Source organism: Embleya sp. NPDC055664, assembly GCF_053618075.1.
The window spans coordinates 30,028-56,457 of the sequence record NZ_JBSHGZ010000008.1 but is presented as its reverse complement, the minus strand read 5'-3'; the positions used below and the strand labels follow the sequence as shown (position 1 = coordinate 56,457).

23 protein-coding genes and 1 pseudogene are annotated in these 26,430 nt (G+C 70.7%); 2 read left to right on the top strand and 22 right to left on the bottom strand.

Annotation, left to right across the window (positions count from 1 at the left end):
* Positions 1–24: 24 nt before the first annotated feature.
* Positions 25–1,101 carry a cell division protein ZapE gene (gene zapE / locus ACWGR4_RS16365; protein ID WP_380005539.1) on the bottom strand — a complete coding sequence of 359 codons (1,077 nt, stop codon included), beginning with the start codon at positions 1,099–1,101 and terminating at the stop codon, positions 25–27.
* 34 nt (positions 1,102–1,135) lie between these two features.
* Complete coding sequence (locus ACWGR4_RS16360) at positions 1,136–1,405, bottom strand: hypothetical protein (RefSeq protein ID WP_126636215.1); 270 nt, start codon at positions 1,403–1,405, stop codon at positions 1,136–1,138.
* A gap of 243 nt (positions 1,406–1,648) precedes the next feature.
* On the opposite strand from ACWGR4_RS16360, the gene ACWGR4_RS16355 reads away from it, so the two are divergent.
* The gene (locus ACWGR4_RS16355; RefSeq protein WP_380005543.1) at positions 1,649–1,990 is read left to right on the top strand and encodes a VOC family protein; all 342 of its coding nucleotides are present in this window, start codon (positions 1,649–1,651) and stop codon (positions 1,988–1,990) included.
* A gap of 110 nt (positions 1,991–2,100) precedes the next feature.
* On the opposite strand, the gene ACWGR4_RS16350 is transcribed toward ACWGR4_RS16355, so the two are convergent.
* Entirely contained in the window at positions 2,101–2,583 is a 483-nt protein-coding gene (locus ACWGR4_RS16350) for a GtrA family protein (RefSeq protein ID WP_452129948.1), read from the bottom strand.
* A gap of 328 nt (positions 2,584–2,911) precedes the next feature.
* Between ACWGR4_RS16350 and ACWGR4_RS16345 the strand changes: the two genes are divergently transcribed.
* Positions 2,912–3,448, top strand: coding sequence for a DUF6058 family natural product biosynthesis protein (locus ACWGR4_RS16345; protein ID WP_452129947.1), 537 nt, complete (start codon positions 2,912–2,914; stop codon positions 3,446–3,448).
* A gap of 22 nt (positions 3,449–3,470) precedes the next feature.
* On the opposite strand, the gene ACWGR4_RS16340 is transcribed toward ACWGR4_RS16345, so the two are convergent.
* From ACWGR4_RS16340 to ACWGR4_RS16250, 19 genes and pseudogenes are all read right to left on the bottom strand, one after another.
* Positions 3,471–4,880 carry a S8 family serine peptidase gene (locus tag ACWGR4_RS16340; RefSeq protein ID WP_452129946.1) on the bottom strand — a complete coding sequence of 470 codons (1,410 nt, stop codon included), beginning with the start codon at positions 4,878–4,880 and terminating at the stop codon, positions 3,471–3,473.
* A 154-nt stretch (positions 4,881–5,034) separates the two neighbouring features.
* A complete protein-coding gene (locus ACWGR4_RS16335) occupies positions 5,035–5,964 on the bottom strand; it encodes an ABC transporter permease (protein WP_380005551.1) in 930 nt (309 codons plus the stop codon).
* Positions 5,951–6,904 (bottom strand): ABC transporter ATP-binding protein, encoded by a 954-nt coding sequence (locus ACWGR4_RS16330; RefSeq protein ID WP_380005553.1) that lies wholly within the window; start codon positions 6,902–6,904, stop codon positions 5,951–5,953. Before ACWGR4_RS16330 ends, ACWGR4_RS16335 begins: the two co-directional genes overlap by 14 nt.
* Positions 6,901–7,986: a LolA family protein gene (locus tag ACWGR4_RS16325; RefSeq protein WP_452129945.1), complete on the bottom strand. Its 1,086-nt coding sequence runs from the start codon at positions 7,984–7,986 to the stop codon at positions 6,901–6,903. Before ACWGR4_RS16325 ends, ACWGR4_RS16330 begins: the two co-directional genes overlap by 4 nt.
* A 205-nt stretch (positions 7,987–8,191) precedes the next feature.
* Positions 8,192–9,202 carry a polyprenyl synthetase family protein gene (locus tag ACWGR4_RS16320; protein WP_380005557.1) on the bottom strand — a complete coding sequence of 337 codons (1,011 nt, stop codon included), beginning with the start codon at positions 9,200–9,202 and terminating at the stop codon, positions 8,192–8,194.
* A 43-nt stretch (positions 9,203–9,245) separates the two neighbouring features.
* Positions 9,246–10,832, bottom strand: a complete 1,587-nt coding sequence (gene nuoN / locus ACWGR4_RS16315; protein ID WP_078975801.1) for an NADH-quinone oxidoreductase subunit NuoN — start codon at positions 10,830–10,832, stop codon at positions 9,246–9,248.
* Positions 10,833–10,834: 2 nt separating this feature from the next.
* Positions 10,835–12,472: an NADH-quinone oxidoreductase subunit M gene (locus ACWGR4_RS16310; RefSeq protein WP_452129944.1), complete on the bottom strand. Its 1,638-nt coding sequence runs from the start codon at positions 12,470–12,472 to the stop codon at positions 10,835–10,837.
* Positions 12,473–12,536: 64 nt separating this feature from the next.
* Positions 12,537–14,435 (bottom strand): NADH-quinone oxidoreductase subunit L, encoded by a 1,899-nt coding sequence (gene nuoL / locus ACWGR4_RS16305; RefSeq protein WP_452129950.1) that lies wholly within the window; start codon positions 14,433–14,435, stop codon positions 12,537–12,539.
* A 106-nt stretch (positions 14,436–14,541) separates the two neighbouring features.
* Positions 14,542–14,841 (bottom strand): NADH-quinone oxidoreductase subunit NuoK, encoded by a 300-nt coding sequence (nuoK, locus tag ACWGR4_RS16300; protein WP_020549317.1) that lies wholly within the window; start codon positions 14,839–14,841, stop codon positions 14,542–14,544.
* The gene (locus ACWGR4_RS16295) at positions 14,838–15,830 is read right to left on the bottom strand and encodes an NADH-quinone oxidoreductase subunit J (protein WP_380005561.1); all 993 of its coding nucleotides are present in this window, start codon (positions 15,828–15,830) and stop codon (positions 14,838–14,840) included. The genes nuoK and ACWGR4_RS16295 overlap by 4 nt, the downstream gene beginning before the upstream one ends.
* Complete coding sequence (gene nuoI / locus ACWGR4_RS16290) at positions 15,827–16,411, bottom strand: NADH-quinone oxidoreductase subunit NuoI (protein ID WP_380005563.1); 585 nt, start codon at positions 16,409–16,411, stop codon at positions 15,827–15,829. The genes ACWGR4_RS16295 and nuoI overlap by 4 nt, the downstream gene beginning before the upstream one ends.
* Before the next feature lie 4 nt (positions 16,412–16,415).
* A complete protein-coding gene (gene nuoH, locus ACWGR4_RS16285; RefSeq protein WP_380005602.1) occupies positions 16,416–17,750 on the bottom strand; it encodes an NADH-quinone oxidoreductase subunit NuoH in 1,335 nt (444 codons plus the stop codon).
* 11 nt (positions 17,751–17,761) lie between these two features.
* A complete protein-coding gene (locus ACWGR4_RS16280) occupies positions 17,762–20,317 on the bottom strand; it encodes an NADH-quinone oxidoreductase subunit G (protein ID WP_452129943.1) in 2,556 nt (851 codons plus the stop codon).
* A 1-nt stretch (position 20,318) separates the two neighbouring features.
* Positions 20,319–21,656, bottom strand: a complete 1,338-nt coding sequence (nuoF, locus tag ACWGR4_RS16275; protein WP_380005567.1) for an NADH-quinone oxidoreductase subunit NuoF — start codon at positions 21,654–21,656, stop codon at positions 20,319–20,321.
* Complete coding sequence (nuoE, locus tag ACWGR4_RS16270; protein ID WP_380005569.1) at positions 21,653–22,531, bottom strand: NADH-quinone oxidoreductase subunit NuoE; 879 nt, start codon at positions 22,529–22,531, stop codon at positions 21,653–21,655. The genes nuoF and nuoE overlap by 4 nt, the downstream gene beginning before the upstream one ends.
* On the bottom strand, positions 22,528–23,865 hold the full coding sequence (locus tag ACWGR4_RS16265) for an NADH-quinone oxidoreductase subunit D (RefSeq protein ID WP_380005571.1): 1,338 nt from the start codon (positions 23,863–23,865) through the stop codon (positions 22,528–22,530). Before ACWGR4_RS16265 ends, nuoE begins: the two co-directional genes overlap by 4 nt.
* Positions 23,865–24,614, bottom strand: coding sequence for an NADH-quinone oxidoreductase subunit C (locus tag ACWGR4_RS16260; RefSeq protein ID WP_380005573.1), 750 nt, complete (start codon positions 24,612–24,614; stop codon positions 23,865–23,867). The genes ACWGR4_RS16265 and ACWGR4_RS16260 overlap by 1 nt, the downstream gene beginning before the upstream one ends.
* Positions 24,615–24,784: 170 nt before the next feature.
* Positions 24,785–25,321: pseudogene (locus ACWGR4_RS16255) on the bottom strand (NuoB/complex I 20 kDa subunit family protein); the annotation flags it as partial.
* 86 nt (positions 25,322–25,407) lie between these two features.
* Positions 25,408–25,767, bottom strand: coding sequence for an NADH-quinone oxidoreductase subunit A (locus ACWGR4_RS16250; RefSeq protein ID WP_360308554.1), 360 nt, complete (start codon positions 25,765–25,767; stop codon positions 25,408–25,410).
* Positions 25,768–26,430: the final 663 nt, after the last annotated feature.

The following is a 26,430-nucleotide window of genomic DNA, read 5'->3' as shown; positions in this document are numbered from 1 at the left end:
CTCCGGGCGTCGCGGCCGACCGGCTCAGCCGACCCGGCGCAGCAGACCCAGCCGGCTCGCGGTGCGCACGATGTCGGTCGGCAGGTCGTCGCCGGCGAGCAGTTCCGACAGCGGGCGGTCGCTGCCCAGGAAGAGCCGGACGTCGGCGTCGCAGCACACGTCGATCAGGTTCACGAAACGTTGCCGGGCCTCGGCGCTCGCGGTCTTCAGCGGCGGCAGGTCGCGGATCACCCACGTGGGGTACGTCTCGGCCAGCACGAGGTAGTCGAGCGGCGAGGTCCGCCCCTCGCACAGCGCCTCGAACCCGGCCCACAACTCGTCGGGCCGGGCCGCGTCGACCAGCAACGCGCGGTTGTTCACGGTCAGCGTCGCCGCCTCGGCCGGCGTGGGCGGCACCAGGCCCTGTGCGCGCAGTTGCCCGGGATCGCCGGGCCACAACACCGCGCCCCGCGCGAACGCGCCGGCACCGGACTCGGCCCGGGGCAGCGCCCGATAGTCCTGTGGGCCGGCGACGGTGACCACGCTCATCCGGGTCTCGATCTCCCGGATCGTCGGCTCGAACAGGTGGTGGTAGAGCGGGTTGGGCAGCAGTCCGGACGGCGGGTAGTTGGAGGTGCAGACCAGGACCACTCCCCGGGTGTGCAGTTCCCGCAGCAGCCGGGTGACCAGCATCGCGTCGCCCGGGTCGTGCACGTGGAACTCGTCGAAGCAGACCAGGTCGACGTCGCCCACGAGTTCGGACACCGCCGCGTCCACAGCGCTGTGCTCGTGGCCGTGGTTGTCCCGGTGCCGCCGGACCGCCTCGTGCAACTGCCGGAAGAAGGCGTGGAAGTGCACCCGGGTCCGCCGGTCGGCGGGGCCGGCGACGGCGGCGAAGAAGGTGTCGAGCAGCCAGGTCTTGCCCCGCCCGACCGGCCCCCACAGGTACAACCCCGGCGGCGTCCGGCGGTGGAACAGCCCGTGCGCCCGGCCCCGGCCCAGCGCCAGGCCGAGTTCGGCCAGGCGGTCGGCGGCCTGCCGCTGGGCCGGATCGAGGATGTACCCGCGCGCCCGGGCGGCCTCGTCGAAACGGCTCCGGATCGTCTCGACCGTCGTTCGCATGATCGAGATCCTAGGGCCGGCACCAAATGTCGCCTCAGTCCACCGGCGAATCGTCGGATCGGACCGGAACGGCGTGGTACTCGACTTCGACATAGAACTGCCCGTTGGGCCTCTTCAGCCGCCGCACGGTGCGGTGTCCGGCGGCGCCCAACTCACGCAGCGCCTTCTGCACCCGGTACGGCCCCTCGGGCATCACGTCGGCCACGTCCTTGCCGGTGAACTTGATCCCCTCCGGCACGGCCAACATGCACGCAAGCACCCGACGGGCAAGCGGGCTGAGTCCACTGTCCGCGTCGTCGGACACGGCGCCCCACCCCCATGGCTCAGTCGACGATCGAAGCGGTGTCGAGAACGAAGCCGAAGGGATCCGGCATCGCATCGTCGTCGGTTTCCACACCATGTGTGTGCACGGCTTCAACGGACATCACACCCGTTCCTCCTCTCCCCGAGGCAACTCCTTCAGCCTAGTTTCGGGGTCGGGGGCACAGTAGACCTTCTCGGGCCATTCACCCGTTCGGGCAGATGTGCTCTCGTCTAGGGTCGCGGTATGCGTGTACAGCTGCGTCAGATCGTCGTGGATGCCCGGGAGCCGCGGGTTTTGGTCCGGTTCTGGGCCGGGTTGCTCGGTGGGGAAGCGGTGGATCGGGAGCGGGGTTGGTCGCATGTCGAGCCGGCCGGCTCGGCGCGGATGGCGTTCCAGCCGGTGCCGGAGGACAAGGCCGGGAAGAACCGGTTGCATCTGGACCTGACGGTGGCCGACATCGACGCGGCCGTGGCGCTCGCGGTCTCGCTCGGGGCCACACCGGTGGGCGAGACGGTCACCGACGAGCAGGGGTCGTTCCGGGTCATGCGCGATCCCGAGGGCAACGAGTTCTGCTTCGTCGACTGAGGTGGGGCGGCGCACGTGAAAAGGCGACGGATCGGCTCGGACCGGGAGGCGGCGGGACACAGTCGCCGCTCCGGGTGAGCCGATCCGTCGCCGGTCGGGGTCGGGTCCGCTCAGGCGGCGGTCACCACGGCCTCGCGGGCCAGTACCCGCTCGTCCATCTTCGGGCCGCCCTTGCGCGCGAAGATCACCAGGCGCATGAAGGCGAACCGGCCGATGCCCGCCAGGCCGGAGGCGGACAGGTACACCGACTGCTCGAGCAGCACCCCGGCGTGCGGCCGGATCGTGTGCAGCAGCAGCATCGCGGCGGTGGTGAACAGGTAGCAGACCAGCACGGTCAGCGCCGCCTTGACGTGGTCGCTCCTTCCGGGCTTGTCCTGCCCGAAGGTGAAGCGGCTGTGCAACTCGGTGGCGATCAGGGTGGAGCCCACGGTCACCAGCGCGTTGGCGGCGGCGAACGGCAGGTGGCCCGAGAGCAGGACCAGCGTCGCGCTGCTCGCGAGGCCGACCCCGCCGCCGAAGACGACGAAGCGCACGAAGGAGGCGATCACTCCGGGGGTCCGGGTGGGGGCGGCGGCGGTGCTCGTGGTGTCCATGTCGAAGAGCATCCGCCGCACCGCCGGCAGCCCTCGCACAATCCGCTGACCGCCCCTGTCGGCGGCTGTCAGCCGGTGCCGGCGGCCGGTTTCGGGGCTCGCAGGCCGGTCTACCACGGGGGCGTTTCGGCCGGCGCCGAAGCGTGGCGCGGCTAGTGTGCCGGGTCTCGGGTCGTTCGCCGGCGGGCCCGGTCCGGTCCGTGGGCCGAGGGTCGCCGGTCGCAAGCGGAGGTGGCGTGGGATGGGTGGCGGGACGCGGGTTCACGTGACTCCGACGGGCGCGCGGGCCGTGGCCGCGCGGTTTCGGGAGGTCAACGGGGAGCACCCGATGACGCCGGCCGACGACGCGTACGTGAATCGGCAGTTCGTCGAGCTGACCGAGTTGTGCGCGGCGACCGGGCGGGATCCGGAACGGGTGCGCCGACTCGTGCTGGACCGGTGCCTGCCGCTGCCCTCCTACCTGCGCTCGGACGGGGCCGAGATGGTGCCGGCCGACCTGTTCGCGCTCGCCGACGCGGCCGGCGGCCCGGACCGGCTCCGGGCCTGGTTCGTCGAGCACTGGGCCGATCCGGTCGAGGGCGAGGAGGAGTGGGCCGGCTACCTCAGCGGGCAGTACGTCTGCCTGCGCTCCGTCTCCCCCACCACGATCCGGCGCAAGAGCGAACTGATGGCAACGATCGACGCCGCCCTGGCCGCTCCCGCACCGGACGATCCGGCCTGGCGCGCCGCACTCCACCGGTCGATCGACGACCTGGACGCCCTGGAGCCGGACTTCACCGCCTACGACCGCCTCCGCTTCGGCGGCCCGGTCTCCCGCGACACCCACATCACCGCACCCCGCGCCCGCCACCCCCGCACCCCCTGATCGGGGCATACACCCAGCGGCCTCAAGGCCCCGGCCGCACCGCCCGCAGCGCGTCGACCAGTCCGTGTCCGTGGAACGAGTCGATCTCCCCCGACGCGGTACACGACCCCGCACACGGCAGCCGAGTCGCGGTGGCGGCCAGCCGGGCCGCGATCGTGTCCGGGCCCCACTCCGGGTGCTCGGACACGATCAGCGCGGCCACCCCGCTCACCGCGGGCGCCGCCATCGAGGTGCCCTCCTTCCGGGCCCACCCGCCGTCGCGCGCGGTGGACAACACGCCCTCGCCGCCGGCCGCGCCGTTCCCGCCGGGCCCGGCCAGATCCACCACGCCCAGGCCGGTGTTGGAGTAGCCGGCCCGCCGACCGTCCGCGCCGACCGCCGCGACCGTGACCACGCCCGGGAGTTCGGCGGGCGCCATCCGACACGCGTCGGTCACCGGGCGCGGCGGGACCGGCCGGCTCGCCGCGTCGTTCGGGCTGTACGGGTCCACCGTCTTGTGCGCGAGGTCGTAGTCGTCGTTGCCCGCCGCAGCGATCGACAACACGCCACGCTCGGCCGCGTACGCCGCCGCCCGACGGATGCCCTCGTACGCCACCGCCTGGTCCTCGTCGTCCGGACACATCAGCCACCACGGGTCGTTGTAGTAGCTGTGGTTGGCGATCCGCAGCCCCCGCACGGCGTGCTCGGCCAGCCACACGAACCCGCATACGCTCGCCTCGGCGTGGAACATCGTGTCCGCGTCGCCGACCCGCACCGCCGCGATCCGCACCCTCGGCGCCACCCCGACCACGCCGGAGCCGTTGCGCGCCGCCGCGATCGTGCCCGCCACGTGCGTCCCGTGGTCGGAGCGCGGTGCCCGCCACGCCGCACCCTCCCGGATCGGCCGGCCCGTCGAACAGTCCACCGACAACTCCGCGTCGAAGTTCGGCGCCAGGTCGGGATGCCGCTCGTCCACCCCGGAGTCGACCACCGCGACCGCCACATCGGGGCTGCCCTCGGTGATCCGCTGCGCCTCGTACGCGTGCACCATGGCCAGGTTCCACTGCGCGGCCTCCGCCGGATCCTCGACCGCGCCGCCACCGCGCGCGGCCGGCCCACCGTGCGCCGCGATCGGCGCCGTCCGGGTGGCCCCCACCCGCGCCACGCCCGGCCGCTCGCGCACCGCCGCCGCGAAGCCCGGCCCGCCGTGCGCGACGACCACCCCGATCCGCCCGTACGCCCCGACCACCGTGCCGCCCGCCCGCCGCACCGCCGACTCCACGAGCACCGTCCCGGCCGGCCCCGGCTCGCGGGTCAGCACCAGGTAGGAGTAGGTCTCCGCGGGTGCCTCGACCGACCTCCTCGGCGCCGCCGACACCGCCCGCGTGGGCACCGTCCCGAGCAGCACGACGCCGGCCGCCGACACCATCGCGATCGCCACACGCATCCTCATGACGGCCCACATGCACATGTACCGCCCGAACCAACCCGGCATTCACCCGGACGAGTTGCCCACCCGCCGGCACCGAACCGGCACCGAACGCCGACGGGCGCCGCGCGAGCCGGTCCCCCGGCCCACCCGACGCCCGCCGGCGCGGCGCCCCGTCTCACGTGGTGATGTCGCGCTCGTTCAGTCGAGCCCACGCCGCCGCGCCGAAGACCGCCGCATACGCCGCCTGCATCCCGAGGTTGCGCAGGATCTCGCCGGTCGGGATCGGATTGCGCAGCAGGTCCCCGAAGCTCATCCACGCGTCGGTGAACAACCACGGGTGCAGACCCGACAGCTGCGGGATCCCGGTCAGGATCGCGGTCACGATCACCACGCCGACCGTGGTCGCCATCGCCGCCACCGGCACCGTGGTCAGCGTCGACACGAACAGCCCGATCGCGGCCAGGCCGACCAACGAGGCGGCCACGCACAGCGCGATCAACACCGCCCGCCACGACGCCTCGACCATCGAGATCGAATCCCCGGTCAGCAGCGGCACATCGCCCATCGGGAACAGCGCCGCGCCGACCGCCAGCGCGGACAGCGCGATGGTGAGCGTCGCGGCCAGACAGAACGTCAGCACGCCGGCGAACTTCACCAGGAGCAGCCGGGTCCGCCCGGCCGGCGCGACCAGCAGGTAGCGCAGCGTCCCGCCGTGCGCCTCCCCCGCGATCGAGTCGCCCGCGACCACGCCGACGGTCATCGGCAGGAAGAACGGCAACGCGGCGGCCAGCGATGCGAAGACCAGGAACAGCCCGTTGCCGGTGACCTGGTTCACGAAGTCCATCGTCCCGCCGTCGCCGCCGCCGCGCGAGGAACCCCCGTCGTGGAAGTAGCGCAACGCGACCCCGAGCAGCACCGGAACCAGGGCCAGGAAGCCCAGCATCGCGGCCGTCCGCGGCCGCAGGAACACCAACCGCAGTTCGCTGCGCATCAGTCCGCGCAGCCGCGGCAGCCGTTCGGCACCGAACGACCCGGTATCCGCCGTCGAGTGCCCGAACGCGGGCGACAGGACACCCGTCTTGGGCAGTGCGTCAGTCGGTGACATCGAAGCCTTCCCCGGTCAGGGCGACGAACGCGTCCTCCAGGGACGGCCGCGCGAGGGTGAACGATCGGACCCGGATGTCGGCGCGCACCAGCGCCGCGCAGATCTCGTCCGGCTCCAGCGTGGGCGGGTCGGCCTCCACCCCGTCGTCGGTGGTGACCACGTCGGTCGCGCCGAGCCGCCGCAACACCACGACCGCCGCCTCCGCGTCGGGAGTCGTGACGAGCAGGCGGGCCCGGGTGCCGGCGCGCAACGATTCGACGGTGCCCTGGGTGATCAGCCGCCCGTGGCTCATCACCGCGACGTCCGTGCACACCTGCTCGATCTCGTCCAGCAGATGCGAGGACAGGAACACCGTGGTGCCGTCCGCGGCCAACCCGCGGATCAGCGTGCGGATCTCGCGCATCCCCTGCGGGTCAAGGCCGTTGGTCGGCTCGTCCAGGACCAGCAGGTCGCGCGGGCGCAGCAGCGCGGAGGCGATGCCGAGCCGCTGCTTCATGCCGAGCGAGTACGCCCGCGCCTTGCGGCCGGCCACCGCGGTCAGGCCGACCTTCGCCAACGCCGCGTCCACTCGGGCGTCGCGGGTCCGGGGGTCGGACGTGGGGTCGGCGGCGTCCAGCCGGTCCAGGTTCTGCCGACCGGTCAGGAAGCCGTAGTGGGCCGGGCCCTCGATCAGCGCGCCGACCCGGGGCAGGACCTGCCCGACGGCCGCCGGCATGGGGCCGTCGAGCAGGGTGACGGTGCCGCCGGTGGGCCGGATCAGCCCGAGCAACATCCGGATGGTGGTGGTCTTGCCGGATCCGTTGGGCCCGAGGAACCCGAAGACGGAGCCGGCCGGAACGGTCAGGTCGAGGCCGTCCACGGCGAGCCGGTCCCGGCCGTAGCGCTTGGACAGCCCCTCGGTACGGATCGCCGCGGTTCCGACCGCCGTGGACGCGGTCATCGCTGTGCCGCGATCCGCTGGAGCGTGTCCGCGTCGACCGCGCCGGCGAAGACCCGGCCCGAGTCGGTGGTCAACACGTTCAGCAACCGGGTGTTGATCAGCGTCCCACCCGGCACCGGCTTGCCCAGCTTGCCGAGCAACCCGGTGACATCCTTGCCGTCCTTGCCGTCCTTGCCGTCCTGGCCCTTGGCCCCGGCGGGCAGTTCGACCACGGTGGTCCACCCCTCACCCAGCAGACCGGGGGCGGGCCGCTCGCCGTTCGGCGCCGGCGGTGCGGTGGGCTTCCCGGGCGCCGCCTCGTGCGCGGGGGCCTCGGTGACCCGGGCGCCGGCCGGCGGCTTGAAGTCGAACGTCCCGGCGGCCGGCCTGTCGTAGGAGACCTCCTCGAAACCGATGTCGACGGCCGGCTTGCCGCCCTTGACGGTGTCCACGGTGACCCGCAGCGGCACCCCGGTCCTCGCGTCCACGAACACCGTCGCGGCGGCGATCAGGCTGCCCTGCGCCTTGGGCGCGAAGCGCAGCTTGTACACATCGTGCCCGGCAACCCGGGCGGTGCCGTCGACCCGGACGTCGGTGCTCGGGCCGACCAGGTCGAGCAGTTGGCGGGCCGCGTCCTGCGGGGTGGTCGGCACCAGCGACGCCACATCGGGGCGCGTCGCGTCGATCGTGGCGTGCGTCACGGCGTGCGCGCGGCTGTCGTAGGTCCACACGTCGCGGCCGTTGTGCACGACGTTGTACTCGGACAGATCGGCCATGATGCCGATCCGCTGCCGGTCCGGGCCGTCCAGGGCCACCTGGAGCTTGTTGGTGCCCGAGAGCAGCGCCTGCGGGCCGCCGCCGCCCTTCCCCGGGAGGGTCGGCAGGCCCAGGTCGGTGTCGATGCGGACGGTGCCGGTCAGCGCGTCGGCCCGCGCCGCGGCGACCTTGGCGACGAGTTGTTCGGCGGTGACGTCGGGCAGTCCCGGTCGCCCGTCGTCGGCGAACGCGGCCGGTCCGATGGTGACCGCGCCGACGGCGGCGGCGGCGATCGCGGCCGGCACGGCGAAGCGCCACGGCACGGATCGGCGGGTGGTGCTGGTCATGACAGGTGCCCCCTGATGCGAGTGTCCAGTGCGACACATCAAGAGGACCATCGGAGTCACCCACCCGGCGTCGCCCGTACGTCACCGGAAAACGTCACCCTCGGGGTGCCCCGCACCCGAAAGCCTGGGACTTCAAGCTGACCCACGGGAACCCGCACTACTCCCGGGGGAGCAGTCGAGGAGTAATCCGCAGCGATACACCGAACTAGGCGCTGCGCTCCACCACAAGCTCGCACAACGACGACAGGGCCCGCTTCGCGCTGCAATCCGGCAGCGGCGCCAAGACCTCCCGAGCCGCCTCGGCATAACGCCGAGTGTCCTCACGGGCCTTCGCGAGCGCCGGGTGCGCGCGCAGCAGCGCCAGTGCCTCCGCGTGCTCGTCGTCGTCCGTGATCGGGCCGTCGAGCAGTTCGAGCAGGTGCCGGTCGGCCGCCGGGGACGAGCCGGCCACCCCCGCACGCAGGTGCAACACCGGCAGCGTCGGCACCCCTTCGCGCAGATCGGTGCCCGGGGTCTTGCCCGACTCGGTCGCCTCGCTGGCGATGTCGAGCACGTCGTCGGCCAGTTGGAAGGCCACGCCGAAACGCTCGCCGTAGCGGGTCAGGATGTCCACCACGTGCTCGTCGGCGCCCGCGAACATCGCGCCGAACTGCCCCGAGGCGGCGATCAGCGAGCCGGTCTTGTCCGCCATCACCGACAGGTAGTGCTCGACCGGGTCGTCGCCCATCGCCGGGCCGACCGTCTCGCGGATCTGGCCGGTCACCAGTCGGGCGAACGCGCGGGCCTGGATCCGCACCGCCTCGTTGCCCAGGTCGGCGACGATCTCCGAGGCCCGGGCGAACAGGAAGTCGCCGGTCAGGATCGCCACCGAGTTGTCCCACCGGGAGTTCGCGCTGGGCGCCCCGCGCCGCAGCGGGGCCTCGTCCATCACGTCGTCGTGGTACAGCGTGGCCAGGTGCGTCAGTTCGCACACCACCGCCGCCGGCACCACGCCCGGGGCCTGCCAGTCGCCGAATTGGGCGGCGAGCAGCACCAGCAGGGGCCGGAACCGCTTGCCGCCCGCCTCGACGAGGTGTCGCGAGGTCTGCGTCAGGTAGGGGAACTCGCTCTTGGTGGCCGCCAAGAGCTCCTGCTCCACGGCGGCCATCCCCGCCCTGATGTCGGCGTCGAGAGTTTCGTCCGTGACGCTCAGCCCGAAGGGCCCCACGATCGCCATGACGGTTCTCTCCTGTCGATCACGCAGAGTCTCTGCGTCGTGCTCAATGGACGAACAAGGCTGCCTTGTCCGCGAGGTCCAGTACCGGCTGCGGGAGGATGCCAAGGACCACGGTAACGGCTACCCCGAGCGCGATGGCAGCGGTGGTCATCACGCTCGGTACGACGACCGTCGGACCGTCCGCCTTGGGCTCCGAGAAGAACATCAGCACGATGACCCGCACGTAGAAGAACGCGGCGATCGCGCTGCACAGCACACCGACCACCACGAGGCTGCCCGCACCGCCGCGCGCCGCCGCCTGGAAGACCGCGAACTTTCCGGCGAAACCGCTGGTCAGCGGGATTCCGGCAAAGGCCAGCAGGAACAGTGCGAACACTCCTGCGACCAGCGGGGAACGCCTGCCCAGACCCGCCCAGTGGGACAGATGGGTCGCCTCGCCGCGGGCGTCCCGTACCAGGGTGACCACCGCGAACGCACCCAGAGTGACGAATCCGTAGGCCACAAGGTAGAACATCGTGGACGACACGCCCGCGTCGTTCATCGCGATCATTCCGGTCAGAATGAAACCCGCGTGGGCGATCGACGAGTAGGCGAGCAGCCGCTTCACGTCGGTCTGGGTGATCGCGATGACCGCGCCCGCGACCATGGTCGCGATCGCGACGCCGATCATCACCGGCCGCCAGTCCCAGCGCATGCCCGGCAGCGCGACGTAGAAGAAGCGCATCATCGCGCCGAACGCGGCCACCTTGGTGGCCGCCGCCATGAACCCGGTGATCGGGGTCGGCGCGCCCTGGTACACATCCGGCGTCCAGGAGTGGAACGGCACCGCGCCGACCTTGAACAGCAGGCCGACCGCCACCATCGCGAGCCCGATCAGCAACAGCGCGTCGTTGTCCATCGCGCCGGCCGAGGCCACCCCGATCTTGTCCAGCGAGACGCTGCCCGAGTAGCCGTAGAGCATGGCCACGCCGAACAGGAAGAACGCCGAGGAGAACGCGCCGAGCAGGAAGTACTTGAGCGCGGCCTCCTGGGAGAGCAGCCGGTTGCGCCGGGCCAGCCCGCACAGCAGGTAGAGCGGCAGGGACAGGATCTCCAGCGCGACGAACATCATCAGCAGGTCGTTCGCCGCCGGGAAGAGCAGCATGCCCACCAGCGAGAACATGGCCAGCGGGTAGACCTCGGTCTGCGTCCACCCGGCCGCCGCGGCGTCCTTCTCCTGCTGCGAGCCGGGCGCGGCCGCCGCCTGCGGGGCGAACGCGTCGCCGCCGGCCGGTTCCAGTTTGCGCTCGCCGATCAGCAACACCGAGGCGATGCCGATCAGGAGTAGCGTGCCCTGGAGGAACAGCGAGGGGCCGTCGACGGCGATCGCGCCCATCGCGGTGATGCTGCCCCGGTGGTCGTCGGGCAGGTCCCGGGCCAGCCACACGATCGCGCCGAACGCGGCGATCATGCCGACCAGGGCCACGGTGAGCTGGGCGCGGTAGCGGGCCGGTCGGGGCAGGAACGCCTCGATCAGCACGCCGACCACGGCCACGCCCGCGATGATCAGGACCGGCGAGAGCTTGCCGTACTCGATGGTGGGCGCGTCCACCTTCGTCACGGCGAGCGTTGCCGTTGCGGCGGTGCTCATGCTCACTTGGAGCCTCCAGTGGTGTGCGCCTCGGTGCCCGCGGCCTGTTCGATGGGCTTGGTGGGCGCCGGGTCCTTCTGCTCCACCCGGCTGAGCGTGTGGTCCACGGCCGGATTCACCGCGTCGAGCACCGGCTTCGGGTAGACGCCGAGCACGAGCAGGAACGCGATCAGCGGTACCACGACCGCCAGTTCGCGCGGCACCAGGTCGCGAAGCTTCTCGTTCCCGGGCCGGACCGGACCGGTCATCGTGCGTTGGTACAGGACGAGCACGTACAGGGCGGCGAGCACGATGCCGGTGGTGGCGAAGATCGCGGCCACCTTGTACTTCGTGAACGCGCCCACCAACACCAGGAACTCGCTGACGAACGGGGCGAGTCCCGGCATGGAAAGGGTCGCGAGTCCGGCCACCAGGAACGTACCCGCGAGGATGGGGGCGACCTTTTGCACGCCGCCGAAGTCGGCGATCGTCTTGCTGCCGCGGCGCGAGATCAGGAAGCCCGCGATCAGCAGCAGGGCCGCGGTGGAGAAGCCGTGGTTGACCATGTACAGCGTCGCGCCCGACTGACCCTGGCTGGTCATCACGAAGATGCCCAGGATGATGAAGCCGAAGTGCGAGATGGACGTGTACGCGATCAGCCGCTTGATGTCGGTCTGGCCGACCGCGAGCAGCGCGCCGTAGATGATCCCGATCACCGCGAGGGTGATCACCACCGGGGCGAAGTACTTCGACGCGTTCGGGAAGATCTCCAGGCAGAACCGGAGCATCGCGAACGTGCCGACCTTGTCCACCATCGCGGTGACCAGGACCGCGACACCGGGGGTGGCCTCGGTCATGGTGTCCGGCAGCCAGGTGTGGAACGGCCACAGCGGGGCCTTGATCGCGAACGCGAACATGAAGCCCAGGAACAGCGCCTTCTCCGCGGTCGGATCGATGTCCAGCTGACCGGTGGCGACCGCCTGCGAGATCTTCACGAAGTCGAAGGTGCCGTGCCCGTCGACGCCGATGCCCTGGTTGGCGGTGGCCACGTACAGGCCCACCACCGCGGCCAGCATGACCAGGCCGCCGAGCAGGTTGTACAGCAGGAACTTGACCGCCGCGTAGGAGCGTTGCGCGCCGCCGAAGCCGCCGATCAGGAAGTACATCGGGATCAGCATGGCTTCGAAGAAGACGTAGAACATGAACACGTCGGTGGCCGCGAAGGACACCACGACCATCGCCTCGACCAGCAGCATCAACGCGAAGAACGCGTGCGTGCTGCGCGGCGCGGGCCGGCCCGTGCCCGCCGAGCCGTCGGCGCCCACCGGCGCCTCGTCCGCGTCGTGCCACGAGGCCAGGATCAGCAGCGGCATCAGCACCGCGGTGAGCAGGATCAGCACCAGGCCGATCCCGTCCACGCCCAGCGACCAGCGCACCCCGAACGAGGAGATCCAGCTGTAGCTCTCGGTGATCTGGAAACGTCCGCCGTCGTTGTCGAACTTGGTCGCCACCACCACGGCGACGGCCAGCGTGAGCAGGCTGAACAGCAGCGCCACGTTCTTGGCGAGCCTGCGTTTGCCGGCCGGTACGGCGGCGACGCACAGGCCGCCGACGAACGGCAGCGCCGCGAGCGTCGTCAGCCAGGGAAAGTGGCCGTTCATCGAAGTCCCTCCGCCTGGACGCCTACCGTGTGGGCGATCCGAATTCGGGTCGGCATCGTCGTCATCACGCCATCCGAGCCATCAGCGTGCAGGCCACGACCAGCAGCGTGCCGCCGAACATGGACAGCGCGTACGTGCGGACGAACCCGGTCTGTACCCGGCGCACCCGCGCCGAGGTGCCGCCGACGAAGGCCGCGAGGCCGCCGACGAATCCGTCCACGCCCTTGTTGTCGAACCACACGAGCAGGCGGGTCAGATACTGCCCGGGCCGCATGACCAGGCCCTCGTTGATCGCGTCCTGGTACAGGTCGCGGCGGGCCGCCACGGTGACCGGGCTCGCCGCCGGCGCCACCGAGGGCACCTCGCGGCGGGCGTACTGGAGGTAGGCGACCGCCGTGCCGAGGGCGACCATCGCGATCGCCATGCCGGTCACCGCCCACTCGCTCATCGGCAGGTCGCCGTGCGAGAACCCGGTGACGGGGGTCAGCCACTTCACGAACGAGTCGTTCAGCGCGAACAGGCCGCCGGCGAACACCGATCCGAAGGCGAGCAGGATCATCGGACCGGTCATCGAGACCGGCGACTCGTGCGGGTGCGGCTCGTGCCAGTCGGCCGGCGCGCCCGCGGGCGCCTCCTTCCAGCGTTCCTTGCCGAAGAAGGTCATCAGCATCACGCGCGTCATGTAGTACGCGGTGAGCCCGGCCGCCAGCAGGGTGACCGCGCCCAGGATCCAGCCGGAGGTGCCGCCCTTGGCGAACGCCGCCTCGATGATCTTGTCCTTGGAGAAGAACCCGGACAGCAGCGGGAATCCGATGATCGCCAGATAGCCCAGGCCGAAGGTGACGAAGGTGATCGGCATGTACTTGCGCAGGCCGCCGTAGCGGCGCATGTCCACCTCGTCGTTCATGCCGTGCATGACCGAGCCCGCGCCGAGGAACAGCCCGGCCTTGAAGAAGCCGTGCGTGACCAGGTGCATGATCGCGAACGCGTAGCCGATCGGTCCCAGACCGGCGGCCAGGATCATGTAGCCGATCTGGCTCATCGTGGAGGCGGCCAGCGCCTTCTTGATGTCGTCCTTGGCGCAACCCACGATCGCCCCGAACAGCACGGTGATCGCGCCGACGATGGTGACCGCGAGCTGGGCGTCGGGCGAGGCGTTGAAGATCTCCGCCGAGCGGGTGATCAGGTACACGCCGGCGGTGACCATGGTCGCCGCGTGGATCAGCGCGGAGACCGGGGTCGGACCCTCCATCGCGTCGCCGAGCCAGGCCTGGAGCGGGAATTGCGCCGACTTGCCGCAGGCGGCGAGCAGCAGCATCAGGCCGATCGCGGTCATCGTGCCGTCGCTCGCGGTCGCGCTGCCGCCGAGCACGTCCGCGAAGGAGAAGGTGCCGAACGTGGTGAACATCAGGAAGATCGCCACGGCCAGACCGAAGTCGCCGACGCGGTTCATGATGAACGCCTTCTTGGCGGCGGTCGCGGCGCTCGGCTTGTGCTGCCAGAACCCGATCAGCAGGTAGGAGGCAAGCCCGACGCCCTCCCAACCGACGTACAGCAGCAGGTAGTTGTTCGCCAGCACCAGCAGCAGCATCGCCGCGACGAACAGGTTCAGGTAGGCGAAGAAGCGCCGACGGTTCTCGTCGTGCGCCATGTAGCCGATCGAGTAGATGTGGATCAGCGAGCCCACACCGGTGATCAGCAGCACGAACACCATGGACAACTGGTCCAGGTGCAGACCGATGTCGGCCTGGAACTCGTTGACCGGCGCCCAGGTCCACAGGTGCTGGTCCACCGAGCGGCCGGTGCCGGACTTGTCGAGCATGGTCACGAACATCACTACGCCGACCACGAACGACCCGAGGGCGAGCGCGGTGGCGAGGATGTGTCCGAAGGGGTTGGTCCGCTTGCCGCCGACCAGCAGCAACACCGCGCCGAGCAACGGCAGTCCGACGACCAGCCACAGCGCCGAGAAGGCGCCGGAGGCGGCCGTGGAGTGCAGCCCGCCGCCGCCCTCGTTGGCGAGCAGGGCGCCGGAGGCCAGGGAGGAGGTTTCGATCACCGGTTCCGACCTACCACTTCATGAGGCTGGCGTCGTCGACCGAGGCCGAACGGCGGCTGCGGAAGATGGCGATGATGATGGACAGTCCGACCACGACCTCGCAGGCGGCGACGACCATCGTGAAGAACGCGATGATCTGGCCGTCGAGGTTGTCGTGCATGCGGCCGAATGTCACGAACGCGAGGTTGCAGGCGTTCAGCATCAGTTCGACGCACATGAACACGACGATCGCGTTGCGCCGGAGCAGCACCCCGGCCGCGCCGATGGTGAACAACAGCGCGGACAGATACAGGTAGTTCACCGGGTTCACGAGCGACCCTCCTTCGAACCGGCGCCGGCGCCGACCTCGTCGCCCGAGCCCGGGTCGGGGTCCTCGTGCTCCTGGCGGGCGGTGGGCACCGGCGCGGACGCGGGTGCGTCCGACTCGTCCGGCCATGCCTCATCGTCATCGTCGGCGCCCGCGCTCTCCAACGCGGCCACGCTGTGCACCGCCTCGGCGCTGACGTCGCGGATCTGACCGCGCGCCCGCAGTGTGCCGTTGATCGACAACTCCGAGACGCTGCCGTCGGGGAGCAGCGCGGGTACGTCCACCGCGTTGTGCCGGGCGTACACCCCGGGCGTGGGCAGCGGGGCGACCTGCTTGTTGTCCCGCACCCGCTCCTCGGACAACTCGCGCTGCGTCTTGCGCGGCACCAGGCGCTCGCGGTGCGCGAGCACCATCGCGCCGACCGCCGCGGTGATCAGCAGCGCGCTGGTCATCTCGAAGGCCCAGATGTACTTGGTGAAGATCTGGTGTGCCAGGCCCTGCACGTTGCCCTGGGAGACCGCGCGCAGCGCCTCGTCGTCGGTCTCCGCCGGGTATACCGGGCGGCTGCCCGCCGACTTGGTCGCCAGCGCGGTGAAGTGGGTGATCGAGGCGTTGGCGATGGCCGCCGTCAGCAGGATGCCGAAGCCCAGGCCGAGCCCGGCGGCGGCGATCCGCTGACCCTTGAGGGTCTCCTTGAGCGAGTCCACCGAGGAGACGCCGACCAGCATCAGCACGAACAGGAACAACATCATGATCGCGCCGGTGTAGACCACGATCTGCACGATGCCCAGGAACACCGCGCCCTGGGCCAGGTAGAAGATCGCCAGGCACATCATCGTGGTGACCAGCGCGAGCGCGCTGTGCACCGCCTTCTTCATGAAGACGGTCGCCAGAGCGCCGATCAGCGCGACGGCCGCGAGCACCCAGAACTGCAGCGCCTCGCCGGTGGAGGTCTTGGTGACCTCGGCCGCGAAGTCCATTCCGGGGCTCATCGGCCCGCCTCCGTCCCCTGCGCGCCCGCCTCGGCCGGCTCCCCGGGCCGCCCCTGGGTCACCGTGCCGGGTGCGGCTCCGGTGATCTTGCCCAGGTAGTAGTCGGTGTCGGTGGTGCCCGGGTACATCTCGTGCGGCGCGGGAACCATGCCCTCGTACAGCGGCGCGAGCAGCTGTTCCTTGGTGAAGATCAGGCTCGCCCGGCTGGTGTCGGCCAGCTCGAACTCGTTGGTCATGGTGAGCGCCCGGGTCGGGCAGGCCTCGATGCACAGACCGCAGAAGATGCAGCGCAGGTAGTTGATCTGGTAGTTGCGGCCGTACCGCTCACCGGGCGAGAAACGTTCCTCGTCGGTGTTGTCGGCACCCTCCACGAAGATCGCGTCGGCGGGACACGCCCACGCGCACAGTTCGCAGCCGATGCACTTCTCCAGGCCGTCGGCATACCGGTTGAGCTGGTGCCGGCCGTGGAATCGCGGTGCGGTGACCTTCTTCTCGTACGGGTAGTACTCGGTGTTCGCCTTCTTGAACATCGTCGCGAAGGTGACACCGAACCCCGCGACCGGTCCGAGGAACTTGGGCACGGGTCTATGCCTCTCCTTCAGTGCGGTCGGCCGGGAGCTCCGCCGCCGGCGCGCCGACCGGCTCCGGTCTGCGCACGTTGCGGCGCGGCACCGGCGGGAGTTGCTGGCCCGGCATGGGCGGTACGGGGAACCCGCCCGCCATCGGGTCGAACGTTTCGGGGCCGGCGGCCTTCGCAGCGGCCTCCTCGGCCTCCGCGTCCTTGTTCGGGGTGACCGCGTCCCACAGGATCGACAGCAGGAGCAGCGCGACCACGCCGCCCGCGACCCACAACACGATCCGGGACTGCTCGTAGCCCTCGTTCTTGAGCGCGCGCACGGTGGCGACCAGCATCAGCCACACCAGCGAGAGCGGGATCAGCACCTTCCAGCCGATCTTCATGAACTGGTCGTAGCGGAACCGGGGCAGCGTGCCGCGCAGCCAGATGAAGACGAAAATGAACGCCTGGACCTTGAGGAAGTACCACAGGAACGGCCACCAGCCGGAGTTGGCGCCGTCCCACACCGCGGTGATCGGCCAGGGGGCCAGGTAGCCGCCGAGGAACAGGGTGGTCGCCAGCGAGCTGACCACGACCATGTTCACGTACTCGGCGAGGAAGAACAGCGCGAACTTCAGCGACGAGTATTCGGTGTGGAAGCCGCCGACCAGCTCGCCCTCGGCCTCGGGCAGGTCGAACGGTGCCCGGTTGGTCTCGCCGATCATCGCGACCACGTAGATGATGAACGAGACCGGCAGCAAAATCGCGTACCAGGTGTCCTGCTGCGCGGCGACGATCTCCGAGGTGGACATCGAGCCGGAGTAGAGGAACACCGCCGCGAAGGACAGGCCCATCGCGATCTCGTAGGAGATCATCTGGGCCGAGCTGCGCAGCCCGCCGAGCAGCGGGTAGGTCGAGCCGGAGGACCAGCCCGCGAGCACGATGCCGTAGATGCCCACGGACGCGACCGCGAGGATGTAGAGGACCGCGACCGGCAGGTCGGTCAGTTGCAGGTGCGTGCGGTGCCCGAAGATGGAGACCTCGGGGCCGAAGGGGATCACCGCGAACGCCATGAACGCCGGGACCATCGCCACGATCGGGGCGATGATGTAGACGGCCTTGTCGGCGCCCTTGACGGTGATGTCCTCCTTGAGCGCGAGCTTCACGCCGTCCGCGAGGGACTGGAGCAGGCCCTGCGGGCCGGTGTACTTGGGCCCGATGCGCATCTGCATCCAGGCCACGACCTTGCGTTCCCACCAGATCGCGAACAGCGTCATGACGACGCAGAACGCGAAGATGAGCACCGCCTTGAGCAGGATCAGCCACCAGACGTCGGTACCGAACCCGACCGCGGCGAGCTGCATGCCGCTGTCCGTCACCGCTCCTCCTCATGAACGTGTGCGGTCCGACCGTTGAGGCCGGTGTTGTCGGGCGGGCCCTGCGCGGACGCGAGGTCGAGCACCGCCGGGCGGATCCGGACCACCTCGCCGGGGGCGACCCGCAGTGCGCGACGCACCGGGGAGCCGGGCGAGTTCGCGGGCAGGAACACCACGCGCTCGGTCATGTCGGTGATGCGCAGCGGCAACGTGACCTCCCCGTGCAACGAGGTCACGGTGACGCCGCCGCCGTCCTCGGCGCCGATCTCGGCGGCCGTGGACGCGCAGAGCCGGACCACCGGCGCGCGCCGGGTGCCCGCCAGATGGGGTTCGCCGTCCTGGCCGCGCCCCTCGTCCAGGAGCAGGCGCCAGGAGGCGAGTACGGCCTCGCCCGCGCCGGGGCGCGGGAGTTCGCGGGCGCGGCCCTCGGGGGCCGGGCCGCGCTCGCCGGTCCACCGGCCGAGGCGGCGCAGCTCGCGCCGGGCGGCGGTGAGCGAGGGCAGCTCGATCGGGGTGCCCTCGCACTGTTCGGCCATCGCCTCGGCGATCGCGTCCAGCACCCGCAGGTCGGACATGACCGCGGCCAGGTCGCCGCCGAGTTGGTCCTTCTTCAGGACGGTGGCGAACGGGCGTTCGCGGCCCTCCCAGTCGACGAAGGTGCCGGGCTTCTCGGCGGCGGCGGCGACGGGGAAGACCACGTCGGCGCGTTCGGTGACCGCGCTGTGCCGCAGTTCGAGGCTGACCACGAAGCGGGCCGCGTCCAGGGCGGCCAGCGCGGCGGTCGGGTCGGGCAGGTCGTCCACCTCGACGCCGCCGACCACGAGGGCGGCCAAGCGCTGTTCGCGGACGGCGGTCAGGATCGCGGTGGTGTCCAGACCGTAGCCGGCGGGCAGGGCGGCGACCCCCCAGACGGCGGCCACCTCGGCGCGGGCCTCGGGGTGCTCGACCGGCCGGCCGCCCGGCAGCAGGTTGTACAGCGCGCCCGCGTCCGCCGCGCCGCGCTCGCCCGCGCGCCGGGGCACCCAGGCGAGTCGGGCGCCGGTGCGCGCGGCCAGCGCGCTCGCCGCGGCGAGGGCGCCCGGCACGCCGGCGAGGCGTTCGCCGAGCAGCACCACCGCGCCCGGCTTGCGCAACACCTCGGCCGCGCCGCGGGCCAGTTCGCCGGCGACCTCAGGGTCGGCGAGGGCGGAAAGCCATTCGGTCTCGGTGCCGGGGGCGGCCCGCAGCAACGTGCCGCCCATCCGGGTCAGCCCGGAGGAGGCGAACGGCGCGACGCCGTACACCTTCAGGCCCTTGCGGGAGGCCTTGCGCAGCCGCAGGAAGACGATCGGCGACTCGTCCTCGGGTTCGAAGCCGACCAGGAGTACGCCGGGGGCCTTCTCCAGGTCGGCGTAGGTGACCCCGAGCCCGGTGCCGGCCACCCGCTGGGCCAGGAACTCGGCCTCCTCGGCGGAGTGTTCGCGGGCGCGGAAGTCGATGTCGTTGCTGTCGAGCGCGACCCGGGCGAACTTGCCGTACGCGTAGGCGTCTTCGAGGGTTGCCCGGCCGCCGACCAGGACCCCGGCGCTGCCCCGCGCGGCGGCCAGCCCGCGCGCGGCCACGCCCAGTGCCTCGGACCAGGACGCGGGAACCAGTTCGCCACTCTCCTCGTCCCGGATCAGTGGGGAGGTGAGCCGGTCCTGACGGGTGGCGTAGCGGAACGCGAAGCGGCCCTTGTCGCAGTTCCATTCCTCGTTGACCTCGGGCTCGTCGCCCGCGAGTCGGCGCAGCACCTTGCCCCGGCGGTGGTCGGCGCGCAGCGAGCACCCGGACGCGCAGTGCTCGCACGTGGTCGGCGAGGACACCAGGTCGAACGGCCGGGCGCGGAAACGGTACGCGGCCGAGGTGAGGGCGCCGACCGGGCAGATCTGGATGGTGTTGCCGGAGAAGTAGGACTCGAAGGGTTGCTTCTCGTAGATGCCGACCTGCTGGAGCGCGCCGCGTTCGATCAGCGCGATGAACGGGTCGCCCGCGACCTGCTCGGAGAAGCGGGTACAGCGGGCGCAGAGCACACAGCGCTCGCGGTCGAGCAGCACCTCGGAGGAGATCCGCAGCGGCTTGGGGAAGGTGCGCTTGACCTCGGTGAAGCGGGAGGTCGCCCGGCCGGCGCCCATCGCCTGGTTCTGGAGCGGGCATTCGCCGCCCTTGTCGCAGACGGGGCAGTCCAGGGGGTGGTTGATCAGCAGCAGCTCCATCACCCCGTCCTGCGACTTCTTCGCGACCGGGGAGGTGAGCTGGGTGCGGACGACCATGCCGTCGGTGACGGTGGTGGTGCAGGACGCGAGCGGTTTGCGCTGGCCCTCGACGTCGACCAGGCACTGCCGGCAGGCGCCGACCGGGTCGAGCAGCGGGTGGTCGCAGAACCTGGGGATCTGGATGCCGATCAGCTCGGCGGCCCGGATCACCAGGGTGCCCTTGGGCACCGAGACGTCGATCCCGTCCACCGAGATGGTGACGAGGTCCTCCGGCTTGGGGGCCGGCGGCCCACCCGCGGGGGTGTTGGTCGTGACTGTCATGTCAGCTGTGCGCTCCTGCCCCGGTGGAAGCGGGGGCCGTCGTCGCCCACGCGGTGGATGCCGCGGTGTCGAACGGACAGCCGCCGTGCTCGAAGTGCGCGAGGTATTCGTCGCGGAAGTACTTGAGCGAGGACTGGATCGGGCTCGCCGCGCCGTCGCCGAGGGCGCAGAAGGACTTGCCGAGGATGTTGTCGGCGACGTCGAGCAACGTCTCCAGGTCCTCCTCGGTGCCCTCGCCGTGCTCCAGGCGGGTGAGCAGTTGGGTGAGCCAGTAGGTGCCCTCGCGGCACGGGGTGCACTTGCCGCAGGACTCGTGCTCGTAGAACTCGGTCCAGCGCAGCACCGCGCGCACCACGCACACGGTCTCGTCGAAGATCTGCAGCGCCTTGGTGCCGAGCATGGACCCGGCCGCGCCGACGCCCTCGTAGTCGAGCGGCACGTCCAGGTGCTCGTCGGTGAACATCGGCGTGGACGAGCCGCCGGGCGTCCAGAACTTGATCCGGTGTCCGGCTCGCACCCCGCCCGCCAGGTCCAGGAGTTGGCGCAGCGTGACACCGAGCGGGGCCTCGTACTGGCCGGGCCGGGTGACGTGTCCGGACAGCGAGTACAGCGTGAACCCGGGCGACTTCTCCGAGCCCATCGAGCGGAACCACTCGACGCCCTTGTTCAGGATCGGCGGCACCGAGGCGATCGACTCGACGTTGTTCACGCAGGTGGGCGACGCGTACAGGCCGGCCACGGCGGGGAACGGCGGGCGCAGTCGGGGCTGGCCCCGGCGGCCCTCCAGCGAGTCGAGCAGCGCGGTCTCCTCGCCGCAGATGTACGCGCCGGCGCCCGCGTGCACGGTGAGTTCGAGGTCGAAGCCCGAGCCGAGCACGTTCTTGCCGAGATAGCCGGCCGCGTACGCCTCGCGGACCGCGGCGTGCAGCCGGCGAAGCACCGGGACGACCTCGCCGCGGACGTAGATGAAGGCGTGCCCGGAGCGGATCGCGTAGGACGCGATGATCACGCCCTCGATCAGCACGTGCGGGTTGGCGTACATGAGCGGGATGTCCTTGCAGGTTCCCGGCTCGGATTCGTCCGCGTTGACCACGAGGTAGTGCGGCTTGCCGTCGTTTTGCGGGATGAAGCCCCACTTCATGCCGGTGGGGAAGCCCGCGCCGCCGCGACCGCGCAAACCGGAGTCCTTGACGGTCTGGATCACCTCGTCGGGGTGCATGGCCAGCGCCTTGCGCAGGCCCTCGTAGCCGCCGCCGCGCCGGTAGGTGTCCAGCGTCCACGGCCGGTGCTCGTCCCAGTTCGCGGAGAGCACGGGGGTGAGGAGGGAGGTCTCGGTCACGGCGCCTGGTCCCCGTCCTGGTCGGGCGCGTTCCCGGCGGGAGGCGCGGGGTGGGCCGGGTCGGACTCGGCGGTGCGCGCCGGGGCGTCGTGCGAACTCGGGGCGGGCGGTGTCTCGTTCGCGCCGCCCTGGGTCGCGCTGCGGGAGCCGGGCACGGTCGCGGTCGTGGATCGGGGCGCGTCGTCGGTGTGCGTGCCGTTGGCGATCCGCAGGCCCACCAGGCTGGCCGCGCCGCCGGCGCCGCCCTCGTCCACCGCGCCGGGGCGCTCGTCGGGGAAGCCGGCCAGGATCCGCGAGGTGTCGCGGAAGGTGCACAGTCGGGCGCCGCGGGTGGGTACCGCGTCCTTGCCGGCGCGCAGGTCGTCGACGAGTTCCCTGGCCGACTGCGGGGTCGCGTCGTCGAAGAACTCCCAGTTGACCATCACCACGGGCGCGTAGTCGCAGGCCGCGTTGCACTCGATGTGCTCCAGGGTGACCACGCCGTCGGCGGTGGTCTCCTTGTTGCCGATGCCGAGGTGGTCCTTCAGGCTCGCGAAGATCTCGTCGCCGCCCATCACCGCGCACAGCGTGTTGGTACACACGCCGACGTGGAAGTCGCCGCCCTGGCGCCGCCGGTACATCGTGTAGAAGGTGGCGACGGCGGAGACCTCGGCGGTGGTCAGGCCGAGGATGTCGGCGCAGAACTCGATGCCGGTGCCGGTGACGTAGCCCTCTTCGGCCTGCACCAGGTGCAGCAGCGGCAGCAGCGCCGAACGGGACTGCGGGTAGCGGCCGATCACCTCCTTCGCGTCCACCTCCAGACGCGCACGCACCTCGGGCGGGTACGGCGGAGCCGGCTTCGCCGGGGGCATCGGCATGCCCAGGTCCGTACTCATCGGTCGACACCTCCCATGACGGGGTCGATCCCCGCCACTGCCACGATCACGTCCGCCACCTGGCCGCCCTCGCACATCGCGGCCATGGCCTGCAGGTTGTTGAAGGAGGGGTCGCGGAAGTGCACGCGGTAGGGGCGGGTGCCGCCGTCGCTGACCGCGTGGACCCCCAGTTCGCCCCGGGGTGATTCGATCGCGCTGTAGACCTGGCCGGGCGGCACCCGGAAGCCCTCGGTCACCAGCTTGAAGTGGTGGATGAGGGATTCCATCGAGGTGCCCATGATGTTCTTGATGTGCGCCGGCGAGTTGCCCAACCCGTCGGTGCCCAGGGCCAGTTGCGCGGGCCAGGCGATCTTCTTGTCGGCCACCATCACCGGTCCGGGGGCCAGCCGGTCCAGGCACTGCTCGACGATCCGCAGCGACTGCTTCATCTCCTCGATGCGGATCAGGTATCGGCCCCAGGAGTCGCAGGAGTCGGCGGTGGCGACGTCGAACTCGTAGTTCTCGTAGCCGCAGTACGGCTGCGTCTTGCGCAGGTCGTGCGGCAGGCCGGTGGAGCGCAGCACCGGGCCGGTCAGCCCGAGGGCCATGCAGCCGGCCAGGTCGAGGTAGCCGATGCCCTGGGTGCGGCCCTTGAAGATGGCGTTGTCGTTGAGCAGCAGTTCGTACTCGTGGATCCGGCCGGGGAGGATGTTGACGAGCTCGCGGATCTTGTCCACGGCGCCGGGCGGCAGGTCCTGGGCCAGGCCGCCGGGGCGGATGTAGGCGTGGTTCATCCGGAGCCCGGTGATCATCTCGAAGACGTCGAGGATCAGTTCGCGGTCGCGGAACCCGAAGGTCATCACGGTGAGCGCGCCGATCTCCATGCCGCCGGTGGCCAGGCAGACCATGTGCGAGGAGATGCGGTTGAGCTCCATCAGCAGGACCCGGATCACCTGCGCGCGTTCGGGCACCTGGTCGGTGATGCCGAGCAGCTTCTCCACCGCGAGGCAGTAGGCCGTCTCGTTGTGCAGCGGCATCAGGTAGTCCATGCGCGTCACGAAGGTGACGCCCTGGGTCCAGGTGCGGAACTCCAGGTTCTTCTCGATCCCGGTGTGCAGGTAGCCGATCCCGCAGCGGGCCTCGGTGACGCTTTCCCCGTCGATCTCCAGGATCAGCCGCAACACGCCGTGTGTGGACGGGTGTTGCGGGCCCATGTTGACGACGATGCGCTCTTCGGCGTCCGCCGCGGCCTGGACCACTTCGTCCCAGTCGGAGCCGGTGACCGTGTAGACCCGGCCCTCGGTGGTCTCCCGCGCGTATGCGGCGGATGGGGGTGTCGTTGTCTGATCGGACATCAGTTGTACGACCTCCGCTGGTCGGGCGGCGGGATCTGGGCGCCCTTGTACTCGACGGGCACGCCGCCGAGCGGGTAGTCCTTCCGCTGCGGGTGGCCGGGCCAGTCGTCCGGCATGAGGATGCGCGTGAGCGCGGGGTGGCCGTCGAAGATCAGGCCGAAGAAGTCGTAGGTCTCGCGCTCGTGCCAGTCGAGCGCGGGATACACGCTCACCAGGGACGGTACGTGCGGGTCCGCGTCGGGGGCCGAGACCTCCAGCCGCAGCGCCCGATTGTGGGTGATCGAGCGCAGGTGGTAGACCGCGTGCAGCTCGCGGCCGGCCTCCTGGGGGTAGTGGGTGCCGGACACGCCGGTGCACAGCTCGAAGCGCAGCGCCGGGTCGTTGCGCAGGGTCAGCGCGACCCGGGGCAACGACTCGCGGCGCACGTGGAAGGTGATCTCGCCGCGGTCGACCACGACCTTCTCGATCGCCTGGTCGAACTCGATGCCGGCCTCCGCGAGGGCGCCGGAGAGTTCGTCGGCGACGAGATCGAACTCGCCCTCGCCGTCCGCGGTGCCGCGCGGGCCGCCGTAGGGGCGGGCGGCGGGGCCGGGAAAGGCGACGGTACGGACGAGCTTGCCGTAGCCGGAGGTGTCGCCGGAGCCGGCGGCGCCGAACATGCCGCGCCGGACCTCGACGGTCTCGCCGATGGGCTCGCCGTGGGTGTCGCGGGGGGTGGGGAGCTGGGCCTTCTCCTCGGGGGTGCTCATCGGGCGGCCCCGTCCTGGGTGTGGTTCGCGGGGGTGTGACCGGTGTGGTTGTGACCGGCGTGCGCGTGACCGGTGTGCGCGTGGCTCGCGGGCGCCTGGCTCTCGGGCGCGTGGCCGACCGGGATGCCGGGGTCGAGCTCGTGGGCGCCGCGGCGGGCGCTCGCGGGGAGCATCTCGATGGTGGGCAGCGCCTTCATGGCGGCCTGTTCGGCGGCGCGGGCGGCCTTCTCGCGGTTGACGCCCAGCGGCATCGCCTGGATCTCCTCGCGGAGCTTGATGATCGCGTCCATCAGCATCTCGGGCCGGGGCGGACAGCCGGGAAGGTAGATGTCCACCGGCACCACGTGGTCGACGCCCTGGACGATCGCGTAGTTGTTGAACATGCCGCCCGACGAGGCACAAACGCCCATCGACAACACCCACTTGGGGTTGGGCATCTGGTCGTAGATCTGCCGCAGGACCGGCGCCATCTTCTGGCTGACCCGCCCGGCGACGATCATCAGGTCGGCCTGGCGCGGCGAGGCCCGGAAGACCTCCATGCCGAAGCGGGCCAGGTCGTAGCGGCCGGCGCCGGTCGCCATCATCTCGATCGCGCAGCACGCGAGTCCGAACGTGGCCGGCCAGAACGATCCCTTGCGGAAGTAGCCGGCCAGCCCTTCCACGGTGCTCAACAGGAAGCCGCTGGGCAGCTTCTCCTCGATACCCACGCGGATGCCCTCTCTCCGTCAGTCGTTGGGGGAAGCCTGGGCTTGGCTGATCGGGCCCTCGGTGTGTGTACGTGCCATGTCGTCGCTCAGTCCCACTCCAGGCCGCCGCGCCGCCAGAGGTAGGCGTAGGCGACGAAGACCGCGGCCACGAACAGGACCATCTCGACGAGACCGAACATCCCCAGCGAGTCGAAGTAGACGGCCCACGGGTAGAGGAAGACGATCTCGATGTCGAAGACGATGAAGAGCATCGCCGTCAGGTAGTACTTGACCGGGAATCGCCCGCCGCCGACCGGCTGCGGGGTCGGCTCGATGCCACATTCGTAGGCCTCGAGCTTGGCCCGGTTGTAGCGCTTGGGCCCGGTGAGCGCCCCCATCACGAGGGAGACCAGTCCGAAGGCCAGGGCAATGCCCCCGAGCACGAGGATCGGCGCGTACAGGTTCACCGCGCTCCCATCTCCCTTCTCAGTCCCCCGAAGCCACGCATGTGACCGGGTTCACAAGCTGCCGGAACGGCGCCCATCCTAGGCCCCTTCCGATGTGATCTGCGACACGGGTAGAGAATGATCATGGTGTGATCTTCACCACCTGATGATCGATCAGAAACGGTTGCGTGCAGGCAAAAATCACACAGGGTGAGAAATAGGGGAGCCTAAACGGTTCGCCACTCACAGACGATGTTGATCATGGGAATCGCCTATACCACCCGTTCACAAGCTCATCAAATTTGGCTGATGATGATCGGTTGTGATAATCGATCCGCCTGGTTGGCGCCCCACGGTCACCGAGCGCAACCGGGGGAGGTGGCACGAAGACGACACCGAACGCCGTCGCGGCGGGTTCGTGAACCAACGGACACAGGTTCGCTGCGGTCGGGATGGGGGTCTTGACGGGGGCGGAGGGCGGAGGTCCGGGCGGGTTGGGTCGGTTGGGTCGGTTGGGTCGGTTGGGTCGGTTGGGTCGGTCGGGTCGGTCGGGTCGGTCGGGTCGGTCGGGTCGGTCGGGTCGGTCGGGTCGGTCGGGTCGGTCGGGTCGGTCGGGTCGGTTGGGTCGGTTGGGTCGGTCGGGTCGGTCGGGTCGGTCGAGTCGGGTTGAGTTCGCCGGGGAGC